Annotated in this window: 18 protein-coding genes, 1 pseudogene and 1 other annotated feature; of the genes and pseudogenes, 14 read left to right on the forward strand and 5 right to left on the reverse strand. The window is 28.7% G+C overall.

Going from position 1 to position 25,608, the window contains the following annotated elements; all coding sequences use genetic code 11:
- Positions 1-340: 340 nt before the first annotated feature.
- Positions 341-3,619 (forward strand): collagenase ColA, encoded by a 3,279-nt coding sequence (colA, locus tag GOM42_RS01100; RefSeq protein ID WP_243447932.1) that lies wholly within the window; start codon positions 341-343, stop codon positions 3,617-3,619.
- A gap of 147 nt (positions 3,620-3,766) precedes the next feature.
- Here the strand turns inward: colA and mscL are convergent, their stop codons facing one another.
- Entirely contained in the window at positions 3,767-4,225 is a 459-nt protein-coding gene (mscL, locus tag GOM42_RS01105; protein WP_003457581.1) for a large conductance mechanosensitive channel protein MscL, read from the reverse strand.
- 362 nt (positions 4,226-4,587) lie between these two features.
- Positions 4,588-4,826: a binding site (T-box leader), on the forward strand.
- 142 nt (positions 4,827-4,968) lie between these two features.
- Here mscL and GOM42_RS01110 point away from each other — a divergent pair.
- From GOM42_RS01110 to GOM42_RS01130, 5 genes and pseudogenes are all read left to right on the forward strand, one after another.
- A complete protein-coding gene (locus GOM42_RS01110; protein WP_003452591.1) occupies positions 4,969-5,592 on the forward strand; it encodes a methyltransferase domain-containing protein in 624 nt (207 codons plus the stop codon).
- Between the two features lie 62 nt (positions 5,593-5,654).
- Positions 5,655-6,809 carry a PLP-dependent transferase gene (locus tag GOM42_RS01115; RefSeq protein ID WP_060669462.1) on the forward strand — a complete coding sequence of 385 codons (1,155 nt, stop codon included), beginning with the start codon at positions 5,655-5,657 and terminating at the stop codon, positions 6,807-6,809.
- Positions 6,796-7,704: pseudogene (locus GOM42_RS01120) on the forward strand (cysteine synthase family protein). Before GOM42_RS01115 ends, GOM42_RS01120 begins: the two are co-directional and overlap by 14 nt.
- Positions 7,705-7,788: 84 nt before the next feature.
- Complete coding sequence (locus GOM42_RS01125) at positions 7,789-8,244, forward strand: S-ribosylhomocysteine lyase (RefSeq protein ID WP_003452649.1); 456 nt, start codon at positions 7,789-7,791, stop codon at positions 8,242-8,244.
- 350 nt (positions 8,245-8,594) lie between these two features.
- Positions 8,595-9,569, forward strand: a complete 975-nt coding sequence (locus GOM42_RS01130; protein WP_110077543.1) for an alpha/beta hydrolase — start codon at positions 8,595-8,597, stop codon at positions 9,567-9,569.
- Between the two features lie 383 nt (positions 9,570-9,952).
- Here GOM42_RS01130 and GOM42_RS01135 read toward each other — a convergent pair whose 3' ends face one another.
- The 3 genes from GOM42_RS01135 to GOM42_RS01145 are packed head-to-tail and all read right to left on the reverse strand — an operon-like array spanning position 9,953 to position 12,637.
- Positions 9,953-10,744 (reverse strand): ABC transporter permease, encoded by a 792-nt coding sequence (locus GOM42_RS01135; protein WP_060669465.1) that lies wholly within the window; start codon positions 10,742-10,744, stop codon positions 9,953-9,955.
- 4 nt (positions 10,745-10,748) lie between these two features.
- The gene (locus GOM42_RS01140) at positions 10,749-11,567 is read right to left on the reverse strand and encodes an ABC-2 family transporter protein (protein WP_060669466.1); all 819 of its coding nucleotides are present in this window, start codon (positions 11,565-11,567) and stop codon (positions 10,749-10,751) included.
- Positions 11,568-11,569: 2 nt separating this feature from the next.
- On the reverse strand, positions 11,570-12,637 hold the full coding sequence (locus GOM42_RS01145; RefSeq protein ID WP_322385372.1) for an ATP-binding cassette domain-containing protein: 1,068 nt from the start codon (positions 12,635-12,637) through the stop codon (positions 11,570-11,572).
- A gap of 268 nt (positions 12,638-12,905) precedes the next feature.
- Here GOM42_RS01145 and GOM42_RS01150 point away from each other — a divergent pair, with 268 nt between their 5' ends.
- From GOM42_RS01150 to GOM42_RS01180, 7 genes are all read left to right on the forward strand, one after another.
- Complete coding sequence (locus GOM42_RS01150; protein ID WP_003457494.1) at positions 12,906-13,574, forward strand: NAD(P)H-dependent oxidoreductase; 669 nt, start codon at positions 12,906-12,908, stop codon at positions 13,572-13,574.
- Positions 13,575-13,858: 284 nt separating this feature from the next.
- On the forward strand, positions 13,859-14,524 hold the full coding sequence (locus tag GOM42_RS01155) for an N-acetylmannosamine-6-phosphate 2-epimerase (RefSeq protein WP_003452659.1): 666 nt from the start codon (positions 13,859-13,861) through the stop codon (positions 14,522-14,524).
- Between the two features lie 36 nt (positions 14,525-14,560).
- Complete coding sequence (locus GOM42_RS01160; RefSeq protein ID WP_003457546.1) at positions 14,561-15,427, forward strand: N-acetylneuraminate lyase; 867 nt, start codon at positions 14,561-14,563, stop codon at positions 15,425-15,427.
- Positions 15,428-15,529: 102 nt separating this feature from the next.
- Positions 15,530-17,047 (forward strand): sodium:solute symporter, encoded by a 1,518-nt coding sequence (locus GOM42_RS01165; protein ID WP_003452654.1) that lies wholly within the window; start codon positions 15,530-15,532, stop codon positions 17,045-17,047.
- Positions 17,048-17,157: 110 nt separating this feature from the next.
- Positions 17,158-17,610, forward strand: coding sequence for a YhcH/YjgK/YiaL family protein (locus GOM42_RS01170; protein WP_003457506.1), 453 nt, complete (start codon positions 17,158-17,160; stop codon positions 17,608-17,610).
- 155 nt (positions 17,611-17,765) lie between these two features.
- On the forward strand, positions 17,766-18,653 hold the full coding sequence (locus GOM42_RS01175) for an ROK family protein (RefSeq protein WP_110077544.1): 888 nt from the start codon (positions 17,766-17,768) through the stop codon (positions 18,651-18,653).
- Between the two features lie 190 nt (positions 18,654-18,843).
- Positions 18,844-19,683 carry a MurR/RpiR family transcriptional regulator gene (locus tag GOM42_RS01180; protein ID WP_110029751.1) on the forward strand — a complete coding sequence of 280 codons (840 nt, stop codon included), beginning with the start codon at positions 18,844-18,846 and terminating at the stop codon, positions 19,681-19,683.
- Positions 19,684-19,882: 199 nt separating this feature from the next.
- On the opposite strand, the gene GOM42_RS01185 is transcribed toward GOM42_RS01180, so the two are convergent.
- The gene (locus tag GOM42_RS01185; RefSeq protein WP_003479965.1) at positions 19,883-20,272 is read right to left on the reverse strand and encodes a hypothetical protein; all 390 of its coding nucleotides are present in this window, start codon (positions 20,270-20,272) and stop codon (positions 19,883-19,885) included.
- A 262-nt stretch (positions 20,273-20,534) separates the two neighbouring features.
- Between GOM42_RS01185 and nagH the strand changes: the two genes are divergently transcribed.
- Positions 20,535-25,421: a hyaluronoglucosaminidase gene (nagH, locus tag GOM42_RS01190; protein ID WP_110077545.1), complete on the forward strand. Its 4,887-nt coding sequence runs from the start codon at positions 20,535-20,537 to the stop codon at positions 25,419-25,421.
- Positions 25,422-25,608: the final 187 nt, after the last annotated feature.

Below are 25,608 nucleotides of genomic sequence, written 5' to 3' on the forward strand. Positions count from 1 at the left end.
ACATTGAATCACCGTAATATTTTTTTGTGTGATTAACTGGAATAATAATACATTTAATTTTAGTTATTAATGTATTAAAAAAATAAGTACAAAAAATAAAAAATAATAGGATTATTTAGAAATGACATATAAAAAATTACAAATTTTATGTTATAATTAAAAAAGTTACTAAATTAATAACAAATGGTGAATGATTTTTAAATGTGTAAGGTTATTTTAAATTATGTATATAAGAAAACTTAAGCTTAAATAAGCAAAGTTTTATTTATATAAATATTATTTAAGATAGAGGAGGCATTTAAACATGAAGAAAAACTAAAAAAGGGGAGAGCTAACAAAACTGAAGTTAGTTGAAAGATGGTCAGCTACCTTTACTTTAGCAGCATTTATTTTATTTAATAGCTCATTTAAAGTATTTGCAGCTAATAAAAAGGTAGAGAATAGTAATAATGGACAGATTACTAGAGAGATTAATGCTGATCAGATTTCTAAAACAGAATTAAATAATGAGGTAGCTACAGACAATAATAGACCATTAGGACCTAGTATTGCTCCATCAAGAGCAAGAAACAACAAGATTTATACATTCGATGAACTTAACAGAATGAATTATAGTGATCTAGTTGAATTAATAAAAACAATAAGTTATGAAAACGTACCAGACTTATTTAATTTTAATGATGGTTCATATACTTTCTTTAGTAATAGAGATCGTGTACAAGCTATAATATATGGTCTAGAGGATAGTGGAAGAACTTATACAGCAGATGATGATAAGGGAATTCCAACTTTAGTTGAGTTTTTAAGAGCTGGATATTATTTAGGATTTTACAATAAACAATTATCATACCTAAATACACCACAGTTAAAAAATGAGTGTTTACCAGCTATGAAAGCGATTCAATATAATAGTAATTTTAGATTAGGAACAAAGGCGCAAGATGGAGTTGTTGAGGCTTTAGGAAGACTTATAGGTAATGCTTCAGCAGATCCAGAAGTTATTAATAATTGCATATATGTTTTAAGTGATTTTAAAGATAATATAGATAAGTATGGTTCTAACTATAGCAAGGGAAATGCAGTATTCAACCTTATGAAAGGTATTGATTATTATACTAATTCAGTAATATACAATACTAAGGGATATGATGCTAAAAACACTGAGTTCTATAATAGAATAGATCCATATATGGAAAGATTAGAAAGTTTATGTACAATAGGTGATAAGTTAAATAATGATAATGCTTGGCTTGTAAATAATGCCTTATATTACACAGGTAGAATGGGTAAGTTTAGAGAAGACCCATCAATATCTCAAAGAGCTTTAGAAAGAGCTATGAAAGAGTATCCTTATTTATCATATCAATATATTGAGGCTGCCAATGATTTAGATTTAAATTTTGGTGGAAAAAATTCATCAGGAAATGATATAGATTTCAATAAGATAAAAGCAGATGCAAGGGAAAAATATCTTCCAAAAACATATACTTTTGATGATGGCAAATTTGTAGTAAAAGCTGGTGATAAAGTAACAGAAGAAAAGATAAAAAGATTATACTGGGCTTCAAAGGAAGTTAAGGCTCAATTCATGAGAGTAGTTCAAAATGATAAGGCTTTAGAAGAGGGGAATCCAGATGATATTTTAACTGTTGTTATTTATAACTCACCAGAAGAGTATAAGTTAAATCGTATAATAAATGGATTTAGTACTGATAATGGTGGTATATATATTGAAAACATAGGAACTTTCTTTACTTATGAAAGAACACCAGAGGAAAGTATATATACATTAGAAGAATTATTCCGTCATGAATTTACTCACTATCTTCAAGGTAGATATGTAGTTCCTGGAAGGTGGGGACAAGGAGAATTCTATCAAGAGGGAGTTTTAACTTGGTATGAAGAAGGAACAGCAGAGTTCTTTGCAGGTTCAACTAGAACTGATGGAATAAAACCAAGAAAATCAGTTACACAAGGGTTAGCTTACGATAGAAATAATAGAATGTCTTTATATGGTGTATTACATGCTAAATATGGCTCATGGGATTTCTATAATTATGGATTTGCTCTATCAAACTACATGTACAACAATAACATGGGAATGTTTAATAAGATGACAAATTACATAAAGAATAATGATGTGTCTGGTTATAAAGATTATATTGCATCAATGAGTAGTGATTACGGATTAAATGATAGATATCAAGACTATATGGATTCTTTATTAAACAATATTGAAAACTTAGATGTTCCTTTAGTTTCAGATGAGTATGTAAATGGACATGAAGCTAAGGACATAAATGAAATAACTAAGGACATAAAAGAAGTTTCAAATATAAAGGATCTTTCTAGTAATGTTGAAAAGTCTCAATTCTTTACTACTTATGATATGAGAGGAACATATGTAGGGGGAAGAAGCCAAGGGGAAGAAAATGACTGGAAAGATATGAATTCTAAGTTAAATGATATATTAAAAGAATTATCTAAAAAGAGCTGGAATGGTTATAAAACTGTTACTGCATACTTTGTAAACCATAAAGTAGATGAAAATGGTAACTATGTTTATGATGTTGTATTCCATGGAATGAATACAGATACAAATACTGATGTTCATGTTAATAAAGAGCCTAAGGCTGTTATAAAATCTGATTCTTCAGTAATAGTTGAAGAAGAAATAAACTTTGATGGAACAGAGTCAAAGGATGAAGATGGTGAAATCAAAGCTTATGAATGGGACTTTGGAGATGGAGAAAAATCTAATGAGGCTAAAGCCACTCATAAGTATAATAAAACTGGAGAATATGAAGTAAAATTAACAGTTACAGATAATAACGGTGGAATAAATACTGAAAGTAAAAAGATAAAAGTAGTAGAAGATAAACCTGTTGAAGTTATAAATGAAAGCGAGCCAAACAATGATTTTGAAAAGGCTAACCAAATAGCTAAATCTAATATGTTAGTTAAGGGTACTTTATCAGAAGAGGATTATTCAGATAAATATTATTTTGACGTAGCTAAAAAAGGCAATGTTAAAATAACTCTTAATAATTTAAATTCAGTAGGAATAACTTGGACACTTTATAAAGCGGGAGACCTAAACAATTATGTTTTATATGCAGCTGGAAATGATGGAACAGAATTAAAGGGTGAAAAGACTTTAGAGCCTGGAAGATACTATTTAAGTGTATATACTTATGATAATCAATCAGGAGCTTACACAGTAAATGTAAAAGGAAACCTTAAAAATGAAGTTAAAGAAACAGAAAAGGATGCTATAAAAGAAGTTGAAAATAACAATGATTTTGATAAAGCTATGAAGGTAGATAGTAATAGCAAAATAGTTGGAACATTAAGCAATGATGATCTTAAGGATATTTATAGCATAGATATACAAAATCCAAGTGACTTAAACATAGTAGTTGAAAACTTAGATAATATAAAAATGAACTGGTTATTATATTCAGCTGATGATTTAAGTAACTATGTGGATTACGCTAATGCAGATGGAAATAAATTAAGTAACACTTGTAAGTTAAATCCAGGTAAATATTACTTATGTGTTTACCAATTTGAAAACTCAGGTACTGGAAATTACACAGTGAATTTACAAAATAAATAAAACAATGGTTAAAATAGTATAAATAGAGGCTGTATCAAAGCTCAAATATAGAAATTATAAACAATACTTTTATAATTTTTATGTTTTAAGAGGGATGATACAGCCTTAAATTTTCTTTAAAATAAGTTTTATGTATTTTTATGAAGACTAATTAGTAGCTTCTTCTAAAACAGATGTACAATGAGGACATCTAGTAGCTTTTATGTCTATTTTAGTACAGCAATAAGGACAATCTTTTTCTGTAGCTTCAACTTTAACTTCTTCTTTTTTCTTAGTGAAGTTTTTAAGCTTGTTTATTTGTTTTATAACTATAAATATAGAAAATGCTATTATTAAGAAGTTAATTAAGTTATTTAAAAATAGTCCGTAATTTATAGTAGCAGCACCAGCAGCTTGAGCTTCTTGTAATGAGTTAAATTGTTGTCCACTTAAGTTTATGTATAAGTTAGAGAAGTCAACTTTTCCAACTAAGCTACCAACTACAGGCATTATAATATCATTTACTAATGAAGTTACTATTTTTCCGAAAGCACCACCTATAACAACACCAATAGCTAAGTCTATTACATTTCCTTTCATGGCAAACTCTTTAAATTCTTTCCACATCTTATTTCCTCCTTTTAAATTTTAATATAAGTTTATAAGAACTAATTTAATACAAATTATTTATTAATATTCCATATCTAAAAATAAAAATTTTTATTAAAATAATAAACAAATTGTAACAGATATTGGTATAGAAAGTCAATTTTTAATAATTTATATTAACTTAGTTTAAAAGAGTGATTATAGAAAGTATTAAATATAGATTTTATATTGTGTAGTAATAAAAAATTTATGCATAAGAGATTTTATTTTAATAGAGTTAATGAATTTTTAAAAATAAATTCAAAAAGGTATTGATTTTTAATATGAATTATATTAAAATTTAATAAAAATTGCTAGTTTTCAGATAGAATTACTAGGATATAAATGCATTGAAAAAGTAAAGTAGCATTTTGGAAAATCACAGAGAGGAAAATGATGGTGAGAGTTTTCTATTTAGAAGAAATGTGAAGTGCACTTTGGAGCAGAAATCCGAAATTTTTAGTAGGGTTCTCCGGGATCACCCGTTATAGTGATTAGGCATGTTAGTGCTAAATTTTGAGTGCAGGTATATCTTTTATATCTGAATTAGAGTGGAACCGCGAGTTACCTCGTCTCTATAGATTTTTATAGAGACGAGGTTTTTTTATTTTAAATTTGCTTTATATAGTTGTTTTAATGCTAATATATCCTATTACATTATTTGAAAATTAATCAATTTAAAAAATATAGTTTATTTAAATTTTAATTAGGGGGCTAATAAAATGAATTCAGTAAAATATTTTAATTCCATAGCTAAAGAATGGAATAAAATGAGAGTAGACTATTTTAAGGATGAATTAAGAGAAATGGCAATAAAGTCTGTGGATATTAGTAATAAAGTTATTGCTGATTTAGGAGCAGGTACAGGTTTTATAAGTCTTGGTATTGCAAAGAAAGCTAATATAGTTTTTTCTTTGGATTCATCTAAGAACATGCTAAAAGAATTATATAGTTCTGCCAAGGAAAATGAGATAAATAATATTTATCCCATAAAAGGAGAACTTGAGAATCTTCCACTCTTTGATGATTCCATAGATTTAATTTTTATGAATATGGCATTACACCATGTAGCTAATCCTGATAAGGCTATTAAAGAAATGAATAGAGTATTGAAGCCTAATGGCAAAGTGGTCATAACTGATGTGTTAGAACACAAGGGAGAGTGGGCTAGAGAAGAAATGTTTGATACCTGGCTAGGTTTTAACTATGATCAATTAATAAATTGGTTTGAAAAAGCGGGATTTAAAAATATAAGTATAAAAAATACAGGATTAGTTGCCCGTGGAGAATCATCCTTTGGGGAAGTGATAGAACCAGGTATTTTTATGGCAATAGCTAAAAAATAGTAGCATGTGAAAAATTAATTTAAATATATTATTTAGAGCAATAAATAAAAGGAGATGTAGTTATGAAGAAGAATTCTTTATTAATACATGGGGGTATAAGTATAGATGAAAAAACTGGGGCAGTAAATATTCCAATATATCAAACATCCACATACAAACAAAGATCTTTTGGGGAAAATAGTGGATATGAATATTCAAGAACAGGAAACCCAACTAGGGAATCATTAGAAAAGTTAATTGCAGATATAGAATATGGAAAAAGAGGGTTTGCCTTTGCATCAGGTCTTGCAGCAATCACTGCAGTATTAAGTTTATTTAAAAGTGGAGATAAATTGTTAATTACTAATAATCTTTACGGTGGAACATTTAGAGTAATCGATAAGATATTCTCTAACTTTGGGATAGGATATGAAATAATTGATGACTTTACAAATATTGAAGAAAAAATTGACGAGAGTGTTAAAGCTATTTATATAGAAACGCCTACAAACCCTCTGTTAGATGTCATAGATATAAAAATAGCATCAGATAAAGCTAAAAAGTATAATTTATTAACAATAGTAGATAACACATTTATGACTCCATATTTTCAAAATCCATTAAATCTTGGGGCAGATATAGTTATTCATTCAGCAACTAAATATCTTGGGGGGCATAGTGATTTAGTTGCTGGGCTTGTAGTTGTGAAAGATGAAGAGCTTGGAGAGAAAATACACTTTATACAAAACTCTACTGGTGGAATACTTCAACCTTTTGATAGCTTCTTACTAATAAGAGGAATCAAAACTTTATCAGTAAGAATGGATAGACATGAATTAAATGCTAATTTTATAGCTGAAAAGTTAGGTTATTTAGAGGGAATAGATAATGTATATTATCCAGGACTTAAAACTCATATTGGACATGATATACAAAAGAAACAAGCTTCAGGCTTTGGTGGAATAATCTCTTTCACTTTAAATAAGAAATATAATTATGAGAAGTTCTTTAATAGTTTAGAACTTATAACCTTTGGGGAAAGCTTAGGCGGAGTGGAGTCTTTGGCATGTCACCCAGCTTCTATGACTCATGCAGCTATGCCATTAGAACTTAGAGAACGTATAGGAATAACAGATAGGTTAATAAGAATTTCAGTTGGTATAGAAGATAAAGAAGATATTTTAGAAGATATACAAAAAGCTTTAGTAAAGGCTGGTGATAAAAATGAAATATTATAATGATATAAGAGATTTAATAGGAAATACTCCAATATTAAAACTAAATAATATAAGTACCAAAGAAGGAGTAAATATTTATGCCAAAATAGAAGGTACTAGTCCAGGGGGAAGTTGTAAAGATAGAGTTGGAATATATATGGTAGAAAAAGCTGAGAAAGAAGGTAAACTTAAACCTGGAAGCACTATTATAGAGGCTACTGCTGGAAATACAGGTATTGGCATAGCTTTAGCAGCTATTAATAAAGGTTATAAAATAATATTTATAGTTCCTGATAAATTTTCTATAGAGAAGCAAAAGATAATGAAAGCTTTAGGTGCTGAAATAATAAATACTCCTAAAGAAGAGGGGATGGAAGGTGCTATAAATTTAGCAAATTCATTATTAAGTGAGATTCCTAATTCATTATCATTAAATCAATTCAAAAATGAGGCAAATCCATTAGCTCATTATGAGACTACTGGTAGAGAATTATATGATGGATTAGATGGACAAATTGATTATTTTGTTGCTGGAGCAGGAAGTGGAGGAACAATTTCTGGTGTATTAAAATTCTTAAAAGAAAATATTTCAGAAGTAAAGGGAATATTAGCTGATCCAGTAGGTTCTATTATTGGTGGAGGACAATGTGGAACTTATAAAATAGAAGGAATAGGAAACAATTTTATTCCAGAAACTATGGATATGAGCTTAGTAGATGAGGTTATAAAAGTAAATGATGAGGAAGCTTTTGATGCAGTAAAATTATTAGCTAAAAAAGAATGATTAATAGTTGGTTCATCTTCAGGAGCAGCATTTGCAGCAGCCTTAAAGTTAGCTGAGAAAATAGATAAGGGCAATATAGTAACAATATTTCCAGATAGAGGAGATAGGTATTTTAGTACAAATCTTTTTTAATAGATATTAAAGAAGATAGAATTTTAAATTGTTTAATAAAATAAGTAAAAATATAAACAAAATAGTTCGAAGGAGATGTGTTAAGTGGTTAAAGTTGAAAGTTTTGAATTAGATCATACAAAGGTTAAGGCACCATATGTAAGAAAAGCAGGAATAAAGATTGGACCTAAAGGAGATATAGTTTCAAAGTTTGATTTGAGATTTGTACAACCTAATAAAGAACTTTTAAGTGATAAGGGAATGCATACATTAGAACATTTTTTAGCAGGCTTTATGAGAGAAAAATTAGACGATGTAATAGACATATCACCAATGGGATGCAAAACAGGTTTTTATTTAACTAGTTTTGGAGATATTGATGTTAAAGATATTATAGAAGCTTTAGAGTATTCACTATCTAAGGTTTTAGAGCAAGAAGAAATACCAGCAGCAAATGAATTACAATGTGGAAGTGCAAAGTTACATTCACTAGAATTAGCTAAGAGTCATGCAAAGCAAGTTTTAGAAAATGGAATAAGTGATAAATTTTATGTAGAGTAAACATAATATTTTTAAATTTAAAGGGCTATATTAAAACTACTAAATTGTTTTGATATAGCCTTTTAAAAATGTTAGAATCTTCTATAAGTAAAAAAGATTAATTGTTTAAGTAATTACTATTTATAATCTAAAGTTATTTATTAGTATTTATGTTACATATAGTTTTTTATAATTAAGTTGAAATGTTTTAAGTTTTTTACTAAAGAAATAAAAGCTATTTTGCCTTTAAGGTGATAAAAGAGTAAAAAGGAAAATTTTAAATTAATTAATTATGTAATACAATAAATATGTATTTTATATAGTAAGCAAAATATATTATAAGGGAAAAGAGACTTAAGAAGGTGATTAACATGTGGTTTAAAAAATTATATGTAGGGACTATAGATTTATTATCAGCCATTGTGGAAAAGATAGCTAAATGCAATTTAGCATGTAAAATTTATAAAGCAGTCTTTCAATTGGGAGTTTTTCCAAAGCCGAAGAACTTTGATGAGATAGTTAGTAACCTAGTAATAGAGAAAGATATAGCTTATGAATCATCAATTTTAGAGGGGAATAAGTTAGATGTATATTATCCTAAGAATCTTAATAAAAAGGCGCCAATATTAATGTGGATACATGGTGGTGGATATATAGCTAATAGTAAGGAGACTGTTAAGAATTATATGATGACCTTGGCTAATAAAGGCTTTGTCGTATTTAACATAGATTATGCCTTAGCTCCAAAGTATAAATATCCAAGTCAAATAGTTCAATGTAATGAAGCTTTAAAATATGTCTTTGAAAATGCAGAGAACTTTAATGGGGATAGGAAGAATATTTTTATTGGAGGAGATTCTGCTGGGGCTCAAATGGCTAGCCAGTTAGCTGCAATTATAAGCAATGAGGAACTATCTAATAAAATGAATTTAAAACCAAGTATAACAAATAAGTTTTTAAGGGGAGTAATATTATTTTGTGGATTATATAATATGGATTCTCTAAGGGCAACTAAATTTCCAGGTATAAAAACTTATATGGAAGCATTAACTGGAGAGAGCAATTTTGAAAATTATGAAAGAATAGATGAATTAGCTACTATTAAATATATAACTCCTAATTATCCAAGTACCTTTATAACTGTTGGAGATATTGACCCCTTTGTAGATCAAGGAAAAGAGTTAGCATCTTCTTTAAGAGCTTTAGGAGTAAAGGTTGTTTCAAGATTTTTTGAAAATAAAGGACTTTGGCATGAATATCAATTTAAATTTTCAGTTAAAGAAGCTAGAGAAACCTTTAAAAGTGTAATTGAATTTTTAAATGATAATAGTAAAAGTATGAATTAAGTTTGCTTTTAATATAGATTTAAACTTTAATTAGGATGGAGATAAAAAGGAGGCTTACCTTAAAGCATGTTATGTGCTATAAGGTAAGCCTCTTTTTATTATATGAATACTAAAAGATAATTATATTGAAAGTTACTTTTATGTTTATTTAAGCATCATATGAGAAATAACTAATTTATATAGTAGCTTATGCTACTTGTTTATATTTAAGTATGATACATAAATTATATTTTAAAATCTTAAAGTTTATTTTTAAGTTTTGCACTATGTTATTAACCGCATGAAATAGAGTATAATCACAATAGAGCTTAGTATATTTGCTTTAGTTCATAGTCTATTTATAAGAGTTATAGAACTATATATTAAACTATAGCTTAGTATCTTTAGTTTCCAGAACTTTCGTAAGATGAAACCCCTTTAAGCCATATTCTGTATGATACAATTATTGATAAAACACCTACTATTAAAGTTAGTATAACTCCTATGAAGAAGCTTTCCTTGCCAAGGAGATATGTTCCAGGGTAGTATCCTGTAAAAGCAAAGGGAATTATAAAGGTTAATAAAAATTTTATAGCACCAGGGTAAATACTTATAGGATACTTAGAGAAATCACTTAATCCATAGGCCATTTGAACATGTCTAAAGCTTGTCTTAGTCCAAAAGGATATGGAGGCTGTAGCAAGCTTAACTCCTGTATAGATTAAGGTTCCTCCAATAACAGCAATTATAAAGCCTATGATCCAAAGGGGAGTAATATTTACACTAAGCTTTATTGCAGAATAAACCACAAGAATAAATCCAACTACAAGTTCTCCAAAACCATCAGGTTGAAATCTTTCAGCTATTACTTGAAATAGTGGGTTTAAAGGTCTTAATAAATATCTATCAAACTCTCCACGAACTATGCTTCTACCAGAAAAAATCCATAAATAATCAGTAAATATGTGATCAATTCCCCTTGGAATTTGAGAAAATCCATATATAAAGATTATTTCGTAAAAACTCCATCCAGAAAGGGTGGGTACATTATTAAATATAAGAGAAATAAAAATTATAGAGGTAGCTTGAACTAGAAAAAATCCTAAAATACCATATATGAAATCCTCTTTATATTCAAGTAATGTCTTTAGGTATTGCTTCAAAAATTGCACATATATTCTAGCATATCTTTTCATAATTCTAACCTCCTTGAATAGTTAATTTATCAATTACTTTATTCCACATAATTTTAGATAATACCATAAGAATTACTACCCATATAAGTTGTAATCCAAGGGATTTAGCTATTTCAATGTAACTTAATTTGTTAAGATAAATCATAGCTGGAGTATATATAATTGAACTAAAAGGTAAAAAGTTAAATAACTTTTGAACTATTTCAGGGAAGAATGTAAGGGGGATCATTGCCCCTGAAACAAGCATTATAATAGCTCTAGCAATTTGACTTATTCCCCATATGTTATAAAACTTAAAAGATAGTAGTCCAAAAATATAAGAGTAATAAATATTGATTAAACATCCTAAAATAATACTAATTAAAAATATAAATATTGAAGCTAAGTTAATATTTATTCCATTTAATATTGCGTAGGTGCTAATTAAAATTGCGCCAGGTAAAAATAGTGTTAAAAAGAAAAATATAAAGTTCCCTATGCCTATAAAAATTATTCTAAGCCTATAATTTATAGGTTTAATCAGATTTGTAGAAATTGATCCATCTCTAACCTCAAAGGATATCTCTTGGCTTATATCATTACTGGTAACGATTCCGATTAAAAGTGTAATCATAACATAAGTAAGCATTTCCTTTAGGGTAAATCCATTCATAATTCCTTCTTGAGAACTACTGTAAATAGCTATCCAAAGAAAGTAAGTAACACTTATCATAATTAATTGTCCTATTAGTCCCATAAGTAGATTGGCTTTATAAGATGAAAGAGCTTTAAAAGTACCTTTAGCAAAGGAACTATAAACTCGTATTGTTTTAAAGAAATCCATAGCTACACCTCATTTCTATAGATTTTCTTAATAATATCTTCAATGCTACTTTCTTTTAATAAGAAATCTAAAACATCAACTCTTTCAATAACCTTTGAAATAATTTTAGAAGATGTTATTTTATTTTTATTAAAGGTTATAATAAGTTTTCCAGATTCAATATGTTCACTTAAATCATCACTAGAGAAGGTTTCAATAGGTATATTACTTTCAGATTTTAAAATTTCCTTAATGTTTAGTAAGGTTTTAAAATCTTTCTTACTTTGAATTTCTAAGGTTGTCATATAACCATATTTTTTCTTAATGTCATCTAAGCTTCCATCATATATCTTAGTACCTTTGTCTATGATTATTATTCTTTTACATAATTCCTCAATATCACTTAAATCGTGAGTAGTTAGTATGACAGTTGTTCCAAATTCTTTATTTATTTCTTTTATGGCTGTCCTTACTTTTTCTTTTACAACTACATCAAGTCCAATGGTGGGCTCGTCTAGATATAGTATTTTAGGATTATGTATCAAAGAGGCAGCTAAATCTCCTCTCATCCTTTGTCCAAGAGAAAGGGTTCTAACAGGCCTTGTCATGAATTCTTCTAAATCTAAAACCTTATTTAAAAATTTCATGTTTTTTTCATATACTTCATCTGGAATAGAGTAAATATCTTTTAATATTGTAAAGGTCTCAGATAGTGCTAAATCCCACCAAAGTTGAGTCCTTTGACCAAAAACAACACCAATATCTTTAGCATTTTTTTCTCTTTCCTTATAGGGAACTCGTCCATTTACTAACACCTGACCAGAGGATGGGGTTAGTATTCCTGTCATCATTTTAATGGTTGTGGATTTACCAGCACCATTAGAGCCTATATAACCTACGATTTCTCCACTTTTAATTTCAAAGGAAATATTTGATACTGCTGTTTTTGAATCAAAATCACTAGTAAAAAGTGATTTAAAGGCTCCTTTAAGTCCACTTTCTTTTTTACGAATCTTAAATTCCTTAGTTAAATTTTCAACTTTTATCAAAAAATCACCTCCTAAAAAGTTCTCAATAATTCCCCTTAGCATATTGATTAAAAGCAAAATTTTTTTCTTTTGAATACGATTAACCAATGATACTTATTATATTTTAGTTCTTTTTCAATAAAATTACAATTGAAATTTAAAGAGATTTAAATAGAAATACACTATGATTTAGATATTGTATTTTTAATTATATACCTGAGTAAATAGATAAGAATTATGGTATAATAAATAAAATAATAATATCTTAATAATTAGAAAATAATAATATTACATAAAAATAATAAATCAACATGAATAGGAGGATATAATAATGAAATTGGATAGAAAAGATATTATAGATATTTTTAATTTTAGATTTGCTACAAAGGAATTTACAGGAGAAATAATACCTAAAGAGGATATGGAGATGATTGCAGAAACAGCTAGATTATCTCCAAGTTCATTTGGACTAGAGCCTTGGAAGTTTCTTATTGTAGAAAATAAAGAATTAATTAAAGAAATTTCAGAAGTATCTTGGGGATTTCAAAGACAAGCTTCAACAACAAGTCATATTGTAATTGCTTTAACAAAGGCAGGAAGTGAAGTTAAATATGATTCAGATTATATTAGAAACCTTTGGATTAATACAAAAGGTGTTTCAGAAGAGTTTTTTGAAGGAATAAAAGATGTATTAAAAAACTTCCAAGTTGGAAAGTTAGAAGCTGATGAAACAAATGAAAAATTACTTGAATGGTCAAAAAGACAAACTTATATAGCATTAGGGAATATGATGACAGCAGCTGCTATGAGAGAAATAGATTCATGTGCTATTGAGGGATTTGATAAAGAAAAGGTAGAAGAAATATTAGCTAAAAAAGGGATTTTAGATAAAGAAAAATATGAATTAACATATTTAATAGCCTTTGGATATAGGAAAGAAGATCCTAACAGAAAGAAATCAAGACTTCCAAAAAGTGAAGTAATTCAATGGGTAGAATAAAGTATATAATTTTCTAAATTAAAATGAGCTGTATCAATATATATTAATAAAAAATATTTTGATACATGCTCTTTTTTTATGAAATAAATTTTCAAAAACAAAAATTATAGGAATAAAAGTGAAAAAAATATGAATAAAAATGGCTTGAAACATAGGTTGTAGGCATATTTGGAAAAACTAAGAACCATAAAATAGAAAAATATTTTCAAAAAGTATTGAAATTCTGTGGGAAAAGGATTACAATAAAAACATAAAGAAAATAATTTTCAGAAAAAGGTGATAAAATGTTAGACGTGGTAAAAGGAAATTTAATAGTTTCTTGCCAAGCTTTATCAGATGAACCTTTGCATAGTTCTTTTATTATGGGAAGGATGGCTATAGCAGCTAAGCAAGGTGGAGCAGCGGCCATAAGAGCACAAGGCGTTAATGATATTAATGAAATAAAAGAAGTTACTAAACTTCCTATCATTGGAATAATAAAAAGAAATTACGATGATTCAGAAATTTATATAACTCCAACTATGAAGGAAGTGGACGAGCTTTTAAAAACAGATTGTGAAATGATAGCATTAGATGCTACAAAGAGAAAAAGACCTAATGGTGAAAATGTAAAGGATTTAGTTGATGCTATTCACGCAAAAGGAAGATTAGCAATGGCTGATATATCAACTTTAGAAGAAGGTATTGAAGCAGAAAAATTAGGATTTGATTGTGTATCTACAACACTTTCAGGATATACACCATATTCTAAGCAAAGCAACAGTGTTGACTTTGAACTTTTAGAAGAGTTAGTAAAAACGGTAAAAATTCCAGTTATTTGTGAGGGAAGAATAAACACTCCAGAAGAACTAAAGAAAGCACTTGATTTAGGTGCATATTCAGCAGTGGTTGGAGGGGCTATAACAAGACCACAACAAATAACTAAGAGATTTACTGATATTTTAAAATAAATCAAATATTTAAAGGATTTTGGGAGGAGAAAAACAATGAAAGGTATTTATTCAGCATTATTAGTTTCATTTGACAAGGATGGAAACATCAATGAGAAAGGTTTAAGAGAAATAATCAGACACAATATTGATGTATGTAAAATAGACGGGCTTTATGTAGGCGGAAGTACTGGAGAAAACTTCATGCTTTCAACTGATGAAAAGAAAAGAATATTTGAAATTGCTATGGACGAAGCAAAAGGACAAGTTAAATTAATAGCTCAAGTAGGATCAGTTAATTTAAAAGAAGCTGTAGAGTTAGCTAAATTTACTACAGATTTAGGATATGATGCAATCTCAGCAGTTACACCATTCTACTATAAATTCGATTTTAATGAAATAAAACATTACTATGAAACAATAATAAATTCTGTTGACAATAAACTTATAATTTACTCAATTCCTTTCTTAACAGGAGTAAATATGTCAATAGAGCAATTTGCTGAACTTTTTGAAAACGATAAGATTATCGGTGTTAAATTCACAGCAGCAGACTTCTACTTATTAGAACGTATGAGAAAAGCATTCCCAGATAAATTAATATTTGCTGGATTCGATGAAATGATGTTACCAGCTACAGTACTTGGTGTTGATGGAGCTATAGGATCAACATTCAACGTAAACGGTGTTAGAGCAAGACAAATCTTTGAAGCTGCTCAAAAAGGTGACATTGAAACTGCTTTAGAAGTTCAACATGTAACTAATGATTTAATAACTGATATCTTAAATAATGGTCTTTACCAAACAATAAAATTAATTCTTCAAGAGCAAGGTGTTGATGCAGGATATTGTAGACAACCTATGAAAGAAGCTACTGAAGAAATGATTGCAAAAGCTAAGGAAATTAATAAAAAATATTTCTAAGAATTAAAAGTTTTAAAGTATAGTGAGTTTTTAAGAGAAATGAAATAGTAGGCTAACTTAAAAAGTTAGCCTACATAAAAAATTAAAGAGGGGAGAATTGGTATGCAAGGGTTTACGAAGTTTGATTTAGTTGTACTAGTTGTTTACTTAGGAGCTGTTCTTTACGCAGGGTTAAAGTTCTCTAAGAAGGAAATGAAAGGTAAAGAGTTCTTCAGAGGTGACGGAACTATCCCTTGGTGGGTTACTTCAGTTTCTATATTTGCAACTTTATTAAGTCCAATTTCATTCTTATCACTAGCTGGTAACTCTTATAAGGGAACTTGGATAATGTGGTTTGCTCAACTTGGTATGTTTGTAGCAGTACCTCTTACAATAAGATATTTCTTACCAGTTTATAGTAGACTAGATATAGATACAGCTTACGAATATCTAGAAATAAGATATAAAGATAAAGGGCTTAGAATTCTTGGAGCTATAATGTTCATTATTTATCAAATAGGACGTATGGCAATCATAATGTATTTACCATCAATGGTATTAGCAAATCTTACAGGAATAAATGTTTATTTACTTATAGTAGCAATGGGCGTAATAGCAATAATTTACTCATACACAGGTGGATTAAAGTCAGTTTTATGGACAGACTTCATTCAAGGTTGTGTACTTATAGCAGGTATCGTTTTTTCATTAATATTCTTAATTTCAACAATCAATGGTGGATTTGGAGCTATTATGAGCGAATTAACTGAAGGAGGAAAATTCCTATCTTCACAAGAGCCAATATTCAATGCAAATATATTTAAAACAAGTGTATTCCTATTAATAGTTGGAGGAGGATTAAATACTTTCTCTTCATATATCTCAAGTCAGGATATAGTGCAAAGGTTTACTACTACTACAGATATAAAACAATTAAAGAAAATGACTTATGGTAACTTAGTATTATCATTATTTGTAGCAACTGTATTCTATTTAATAGGAACAGCTTTATATGTTTTCTATAATCAAAATCCACAGTTATTACAAACTGCTCAACAAGACCAAATTTTTGCATCATATATAGCATTCCAATTACCAGTTGGTATAACAGGTATAGTTTTAGCAGCTATATATGCAGCAGCTCAATCAACACTTTCAACTGGATTAAACTCAGTTGCAACAAGCTGGACTTTAGATATCCAAAACTTTATAACAAAAGATATGTCAATGGAAAAGCAAACAAAAGTTGCTCAATATATATCATTAGGTGTTGGTATAGCTTCAATAATTATGGCAGTAATCCTTGCAAATGGTGGAGTAAACTCAGCTTACGAATGGTTTAACGGATTTATGGGACTTGTTCTTGGAGTTTTAGCAGGAATCTTCGTATTAGGAATATTCTTCAAAAAAGCTACAAAAGCAGGTGCATATGCTGGATTTATAGCATCAGCAATAGCTGTTGTAGTATGTAAATATGGCGGATTCGATGTAAGTATCTGGTCATACTCAATCATATCAATAGGTGTTTCAGTTATAGTTGGAATGATAGTTTCACTAATGACTCAATCTCAATTAGTTGATAAGAAAACTTTAAATGAAGCAACAGTTTACTACAATGAAAGTGAAATAGCTAATAGTTAATATAAATAAAAAATAATGTTTAATTAGAGTGAGTGTTGATTTTTAGATAGTTTTAAAATTATCTGAAGATCAGCACTACTTTAAAATTGAATGTTTTAGAGGTGAATGAAATGATATTCGGCAATTTAATAAACTTAGAAAGTTATGATTATCTACCAAAACTTGTTAAGGAAGCTTTACTACATGCAAAAAATAATAATGTAATAGAGTTTGAACCAGGTACTCATGAAATAAAAGGTGAAGAGTTGTTCTTTAATAGAGTTAATTACACTACAAAAAATAAAGAAGATCGTTTTTGGGAAGGTCATAAGAAATATATAGATGTTCATGTGGTTTTTAGTGGAAGAGAAAGAATAGATCTTAACTTTAAAGAAAATTTAGAGTTTAAAGAGTTCGTTGAAAAAGATGATTTCTTATCTTTTGATGGCAAAGAAAATTCTACAGTTGTTTTAGAAGAGGGAGATTTCCTTATCTGTTATCCAGAAGATATACACATGACTTGTTTAAAGGCTGATAATGAGCCTTCAGATGTAAAGAAAGCTATTTATAAAGTAATTTTATAGTATTTTATTTTATGAGGTTGTATCAAAGCTTAAAGTAATAAACCGAGGATCTAGAATTATTTAGGTTTGTAATTTTTATTTTAAGTTATTTTTGATGCAACCTTTATTGTTTATAATAGACTTAGAGAATAATAATTTTATTAGAGGTGATATGTATGGGTTTATTTGCAGTTATAGATATAGGCGGAACTAGTATAAAATACGGAGTTATAAATGAAGATGGAACATTATTAGAGACTAATGATAGAGACACTGAAGCGTATAAAGGTGGACTTAGTATAATAGAGAAAGTTAAAGATATAATTCATGAGATTAAGATTAATAATGACATAAGAGGAATATGTGTATCAACAGCAGGGATGGTATGTCCTAAAGAAGGTAAAATAGTTTATGCTGGTCCAACAATACCTAATTATACTGGTGTTGAAGTTAAGAAAATATTAGAAGAAGAGTTTAATTTACCTTGTTTTGTTGAAAATGACGTAAACTGTGCAGCTTTAGGAGAATTCTTTGGGGGTGCTGGTAAAGGTACTCATTCAATGGCTTGTTTAACTATAGGAACAGGTATTGGAGGAGCTTTAATCATAGATGGTAAAGTACTACATGGTTTTAGTAATTCAGCTGGAGAAATTGGATATATGATGGTTAATGGAGAGCATATTCAAGATATTGCATCAGCAAGTGCTTTAGTTAAAAATGTAGCACTTAGAAAAGGAGTTGAACCTAGTAGTATAGATGGAAGATATGTATTAGATAACTATGAAAATGGTGATTTAATATGCAAGGAGGAAGTTGAAAAATTAGCTGATAATCTAGCTTTAGGAATTTCAAATATTGTTTATTTAATAAATCCTGAAGTGGTAGTTTTAGGTGGAGGAATAATGGCTAGAGAAGAGGTGTTTAGACCTTTAATAGAAAATAGCTTAAGAAAATACTTAATAGAATCAGTTTATAATAACACTAAAATAGCCTTTGCAAAGCTTAAAAATACTGCAGGAATGAAGGGCGCTTATTATAACTTTAAAGAGAATTTTAATAAGTAGTTATCTTTTGTAATTTTACTTGAAATAAATGACAATAATATAATTTATATAAATTATGGAGCTTATATGACAAGAATGATATACTTAAAATATTATATTTGACTTAGTTTTAGAGTGTTTTAAATTATTTATAAGTATTTAATATAACCATAGAATTGAGTCAAAATATTAAAACAGTAAGAGGTACTTTATGGGAATATTAGAACAATTAGAAAATCCAAAATTTAAAGCAACTAAGTCAGAAAAGACATTAATTGAATATATAAAGTCAGATTTAGACAATATTATATACAAATCAATATCTATAATAGCTAAGGAATCAGGAGTAGGAGAAGCTACCATAACAAGGTTTACTAAGAAGTTGGGGTTTAATGGATTCCAAGACTTTAAAGTTACTTTAGCAAAAGAGATTTCAAACAAAAAAAATACAAGTATTATAAACTTGCATGTTCATAGGGATGAGAGTGTAACAGAAACTGCAAATAAGATGTTAAAATCATCTATTAATATATTAGAGCAAACAGTTAAGCAGATTGATTTAGATTTAATGTGCAAATGTAAAAATTTGATAATGAATGCTAAGAGAGTTTATTTCATAGGTATAGGTTATTCAGGAATAGCTGCCACAGATATAAACTATAAATTCATGAGAATTGGATTTACAACAGTACCAGTAACTGATAGCCATACAATGGTTATTATGTCATCTATAACAAATGATGATGATGTAATAGTTGCTATTTCAAACTCAGGTACTACTAAAGAAGTAATAAAAACTGTAAAACAAGCTAAAGAAAATGGTACAAAGATAATAACATTAACAGAAGATAGTGATAATCCATTAAGAAAGTTATCTGATTATGAATTGACATATACATCAGCTGAGACAATCTTTGAAACAGGATCAATATCATCAAAAATACCACAAATATTTTTATTAGATTTATTATATACAGAGGTAATTAAAGAAATGTTTAGTGAGGCTGTTGAAAAGAAAATCAAGACTACTAGTGCAATTCTTAATGATTAAAATTGTATCTTATTAAAGAATTAAGAACTTAAAATAAGCTTGTAAGATAGATAGTATATTAGTAATATCTATAGTTTATAAGAGATACAAGATTTTTTATTTAAAGTTAAATAAAAAGTTTACTTTTATATTAATTAAAGTTAATTTAATAAAAAATAAGAATAAAAAATAGGTCACAGTAATAAAGCTGTGACCTATTTTACTTTGTTCTTTTAGATAAAACTATATCAAAACAAGTTATTCCAAAAGCAAAGCCTAATGAGGAAGGTAACATTTTACTTAATTTTAAGTCTGGCAATGGTAATAAAAAATCACCAACTAAATTAAGCATCATGATTCCTATAAAAAACATTAAGAATTTAACTCCTTCTTTTTTTACCTCTTCAAAAGTAAAATGTTTAACTGTAAATAGGACTCTTACTAATATGTATAAAGGAATAAGTATTGCAAATATGGCGTAAGCTGTAACAAAATTAAGAACTGCATTGCTTGGAATATCCCTATATATTATGAAGAGTGTAACTATAGTCATAAAAATAAATAAGGAGTAAATGATTCCATCTAAAGTACGTACATTTCCTTTTTTCAATTTAATCCCCCCTGTTGTAATCTTTCCTATAATATGATTATACACAAAATTTTAACAATTAAATAGTTTAAGTGGATGACATGTGAGTTACAAAGACATTAAATTTACCTAAAATCTTTCTAAAGAAAAAATAAAGATACTAATTACTTTTATTAAAAATTTGATTTATTAACATAAGAAGTAAATAAAATACATGTACTATTTATTGGGAAACAATTACAATTTAGTTATAATATGAAAATAACTTTATGGGGGAAGGTTTATGAATAAGAACATTAGAAAGATTATTACATCTACAGTATTGGCAGCTATGACAATTAGTGTTTTGCCATCAAATTTAGTTGTTTTTGCAACAGATGGTATTACAGAAAACTTTTATGAAATATATCCAAAGCCACAAGAAATAAGTTATAGTGGTGGAGAATTTCAAATAAGTGATGAAATAAATATTGTATATGATGATGGAATTGATACTTACACTAAAAAGCGGGTTGATGAAGTTTTAGAAGCTAGTAATTTAGAAGCCACTGTCTCAAATGAAATAGTGCCAGGAAAGACAAATTTTTTAGTAGGTATTAATGAATCAGGAGGAGTTGTTGATAATTATTTCAATAAAAATATTCCTCATGATGAGAGTTTTTTTGATGAAAAAATGGATGCCAATATAGTAAGTGTTAAGGATGGAGTAATTGGAGTAATTGGGGAGGATACAGATAGTGCTTTCTATGGAGTTACTACTTTAAAACATGTATTTAATCAGTTAGAAGAGGGAAATGAAATTAAGAATTTCAGAGCTGATGACTATGCAGAAGTTGCTCATAGGGGATTTATAGAAGGATATTATGGGAATCCTTGGTCTAATGAAGATAGGGCAGAACTTATGAAATTTGGTGGGGATTACAAACTAAATCAATATGTATTCGCACCTAAAGATGATCCTTATCATAATAGCAAGTGGAGAGATTTATATCCAGAAGAAAAATTATCTGAAATTAAGAAGTTAGCTCAGGTGGGGAATGAGACTAAAAATAGATATGTATATGCCTTACATCCATTTATGAATAATCCAGTTAGGTTTGATACTGAAGAAAATTATCAAAATGATTTAGGAGTAATAAAGGCAAAGTTTACTCAACTTTTAGAGAATGATGTTAGACAGTTTGCTATTTTAGCTGATGATGCTTCAGCACCGGCTCAAGGTGCTAGTATGTATGTTAAGCTTCTTACAGATTTAACAAGATGGTTAGAAGAACAACAATCAACTTATCCAGATTTAAAAACAGATTTAATGTTCTGTCCATCGGATTACTATGGAAATGGAAGTTCTGCACAATTAAAAGAGTTAAATAAAGCTGAAGATAATGTAAGTATAGTTATGACTGGAGGTAGAATTTGGGGAGAAGTAGATGAAAATTTTGCAAATAATTTCATGAATAATATTTCTACTGAGGGTCACCCAGGAAGAGCTCCATTCTTCTGGATTAACTGGCCTTGTTCAGATAACTCTAAACAACATTTAATAATGGGAGGAAATGATACATTCTTACATCCAGGAGTTGATCCAAGTAAGATAGATGGTATAGTTTTAAACCCAATGCAACAAGCAGAAGCTAATAAGTCAGCTTTATTCGCTATAGCAGATTATGCTTGGAATATATGGGACAATAAAGAAGAAGCCGATGAAAACTGGAATGATTCATTTAAGTATATGGATCATGGAACTGCTGAGGAAACAAACTCTTCACTTGCTTTAAGAGAAATAAGCAAGCATATGATAAATCAAAATATGGACGGAAGGGTTAGACCTCTACAAGAGTCTGTTGAATTAGCACCAAAATTAGAGGCGTTTAAGCAAAAGTACGATAGTGGGGCAAGTATTAAAGAAGATGCTTTAGAATTAATAGCAGAGTTTACAAACCTTCAAAAGGCTGCAGATTATTATAAAAATAATCCGGGAAATGAGAGAACAAGAGATCAAATAATTTATTGGTTAAATTGCTGGGAAGATACTATGGATGCTGCTATTGGATATTTAAAATCAGCAATTGCAATAGAAGAAGGAGACGATGAAGCTGCTTGGGCTAATTATTCAGAAGCACAAGGTGCCTTTGAAAAATCAAAAACTTATGGTTTCCATTATGTAGACCATACTGAGTATGCAGAGGTTGGAGTTCAACATATCGTTCCATTTATAAAGAGTATGGGTCAAAACTTATCAGTTGTTATAGGCTCTATTGTTGATCCAAATAGAATAATAGCAACTTATATAAGTAATAGACAAGATGCCCCAACAGGAAATCCAGATAATATTTTTGATAATAATGCTAGTACTGAATTAGTTTATAAAAATCCAAATAGAATAGATGTTGGAACTTATGTAGGAGTTAAATATAGTAATCCTATAACTTTAAATAATGTTGAATTCTTAATGGGAGCAAATTCAAATCCTAACGATACAATGCAAAAGGCTAAGATTCAATATACAGTTGACGGAAGAGAATGGATTGATTTAGAAGAGGGTGTTGAATATACAATGCCTGGAGCTATAAAAGTAGAAAATTTAGATTTAAAGGTTAGAGGAGTTCGTTTAATAGCTACAGAGGCAAGAGAGAATACTTGGCTCGGGGTTAGAGATATTAATGTAAATAAGAAAGAGGATTCAAACTCAGGTGTAGAGTTTAATCCAAGTTTAATAAGAAGTGAATCTTGGCAAGTTTATGAAGGAAATGAAGCTAATCTTTTAGATGGAGATGATAATACTGGTGTATGGTATAAAACTCTTAATGGGGATACATCTTTAGCAGGAGAATTTATAGGTTTAGATTTAGGAAAAGAAATAAAACTTGATGGAATTAGATTTGTAATAGGTAAAAATGGAGGAGGAAGCTCTGATAAATGGAATAAGTTCAAACTAGAATATTCATTAGATAATGAAAGTTGGACAACTATAAAAGAATATGATAAAACAGGTGCTCCGGCAGGAAAAGATGTTATAGAAGAATCCTTTGAAACGCCTATTTCAGCTAAATATATAAGACTTACTAATATGGAAAATATCAACAAGTGGCTTACTTTCTCAGAGTTTGCAATAATTAGTGATGAATTAGAAAATGCAGGAAATAAAGAGAATGTATATACAAATACAGAATTAGATTTATTATCTTTAGCTAAAGAAGATGTAACTAAGTTGATACCTATAGATGACTTAAGCTTAAATCATGGAGAATATATTGGGGTTAAATTAAATCGTATTAAAGATTTAAGTAATATTAATCTTGAAATTTCAAATGATACAGGATTAAAACTTCAAAGCTCTATGAATGGTGTTGAGTGGACTGAGATAACAGATAAAAATACATTAGAAGACGGCAGATATGTAAGGCTAATTAATACAAGTAATGAAGCTGTTAATTTTAATTTAACTAAGTTTGAAGTTAATTCAAATGAAGTTTATGAACCATCATTAGTAGATGCTTATGTTGGAGATGATGGAGCTAAAAAAGCTGTAGATGGAGATTTAAAAACAAGAGTTAAATTCTTAGGTGCACCTAGTACAGGTGATACTATAGTCTATGATTTAGGACAAGAAATTCTTGTGAATAATTTAAAATATGTTGTATTAGATACTGAAGTTGACCATGTAAGGGATGGTAAAATTCAATTATCTTTAGATGGAGAAACTTGGACAGACGCTATTAATATTGGAGATGGAGTAGAAAATGGAGTAGACGACATGTTCTCTACACCATTAAAAAATGGATATAAACATGGAAACCAATCAGGTGGAATAGTTCCAATAGATAGTGCTTATGTGGAAGGAGATAATTTAAATCAAAAGGCTAGATATGTAAGAATATTATTTACTGCACCATATAGACATCGTTGGACAGTTATAAATGAACTTATGATAAACAATGGAGAATATATATCTACAGTAAATGATCTAACTTATATTTCAAATCCAATTGAGGAAAGAGGCTTTGCCCCAAGTAATTTAAGAGATGGAAATTTAACAACTTCATATAAGCCAAATACTAATAATGGTGAGATTTCTGAAGGAAGTATAACTTATCGTTTATCAGAAAAAACAGATGTTAGAAAGGTTACAATAGTTCAAAGTGGAAGTTCAATTTCAAATGCTAAGGTTATGGCTAGAGTTGGTGATGGCAGTGAAAATGTAACTGATCAATGGGTTCAATTAGGAACATTAAGCAATAGTTTAAATGAATTTATTAATCGTGATTACAATAATATCTATGAGATAAAAATTGAATGGACAGATGTTGCACCAAATATTTATGAAATAATAACTTTAAACCAAGAGTTTGAATTTCCAGTAAATGATTCCTTAAAGGCAAAATATGATGAGCTTATAAATTTAAGTGGAGATGAATACACTTTAAGTAGCTTTGAAACTTTAAAAGAAGCATTAAATGAAGCTAAGAGTATTTTAGATGATTCTAATTCATCTCAAAAGAAAATAGATAAGGCTTTAGAAAATCTAAATAAGGCAGAAGAAAGATTAGCTTTAAGGGCAACTGACTTTGAAGATTTCAATAAAGTTTTAACTTTAGGAAACTCTTTAGTTGAAGAAGAATATACAGCTGAGTCATGGGCTTTATTTAGTGAAGTGTTAGAAGTTGCTAATGAAGCTAACAAAAATAAAGCTGATTACACTCAAGATCAAATAAATCAAATAGTAATTGATTTAGATGCTTCAATAAAAGCTTTAGTAAAGGAAACACCAGAGGTTGATAAAACAAATTTAGGTGAATTAATAAATCAAGGTAAATCTTTACTAGAGGAATCTGTAGAAGGATTTAATGTTGGTGAATACCATAAAGGCGCTAAGGATGGATTAGCAGTTGAAATTAATAAGGCTGAAGAAGTATTTAACAAGGAAGATTCTACTGAAGAAGAAATAAATTCATCTAAGGAATCTTTAGAGGGTGCAATAGCAAGATTTAACTCTTTATTAATAGAAGAAAGTACAGGAGACTTTAATGGCAATGGAAAGATTGATATAGGAGACTTAGCAATGGTATCTAAAAACATTGGAAGTACTACTAACACTTCTCTTGATTTAAATAAAGATGGCTCTATTGATGAATATGAGATAAGCTTTATAAATCATAGAATACTAAATTAAGATAATTCAATAAGGATAAATTAGATTTATAATTTTTTAGGAATCATAAAGATGCTTAAAATCAAATTTAAAATACTAAGAATTTTAAAGAGTAGTATTTTAAAATGATTATTTGTATCTAATATGATTCCTTTTAATTTAAAACATAACTTAATAAAAATTTTTTTAAAATATTATTAGAGTCAGA

The organism is Clostridium sp. 16K-1-R1 (genome assembly GCF_023921145.1).
Classification (GTDB): domain Bacteria; phylum Bacillota; class Clostridia; order Clostridiales; family Clostridiaceae; genus Sarcina; species Sarcina perfringens.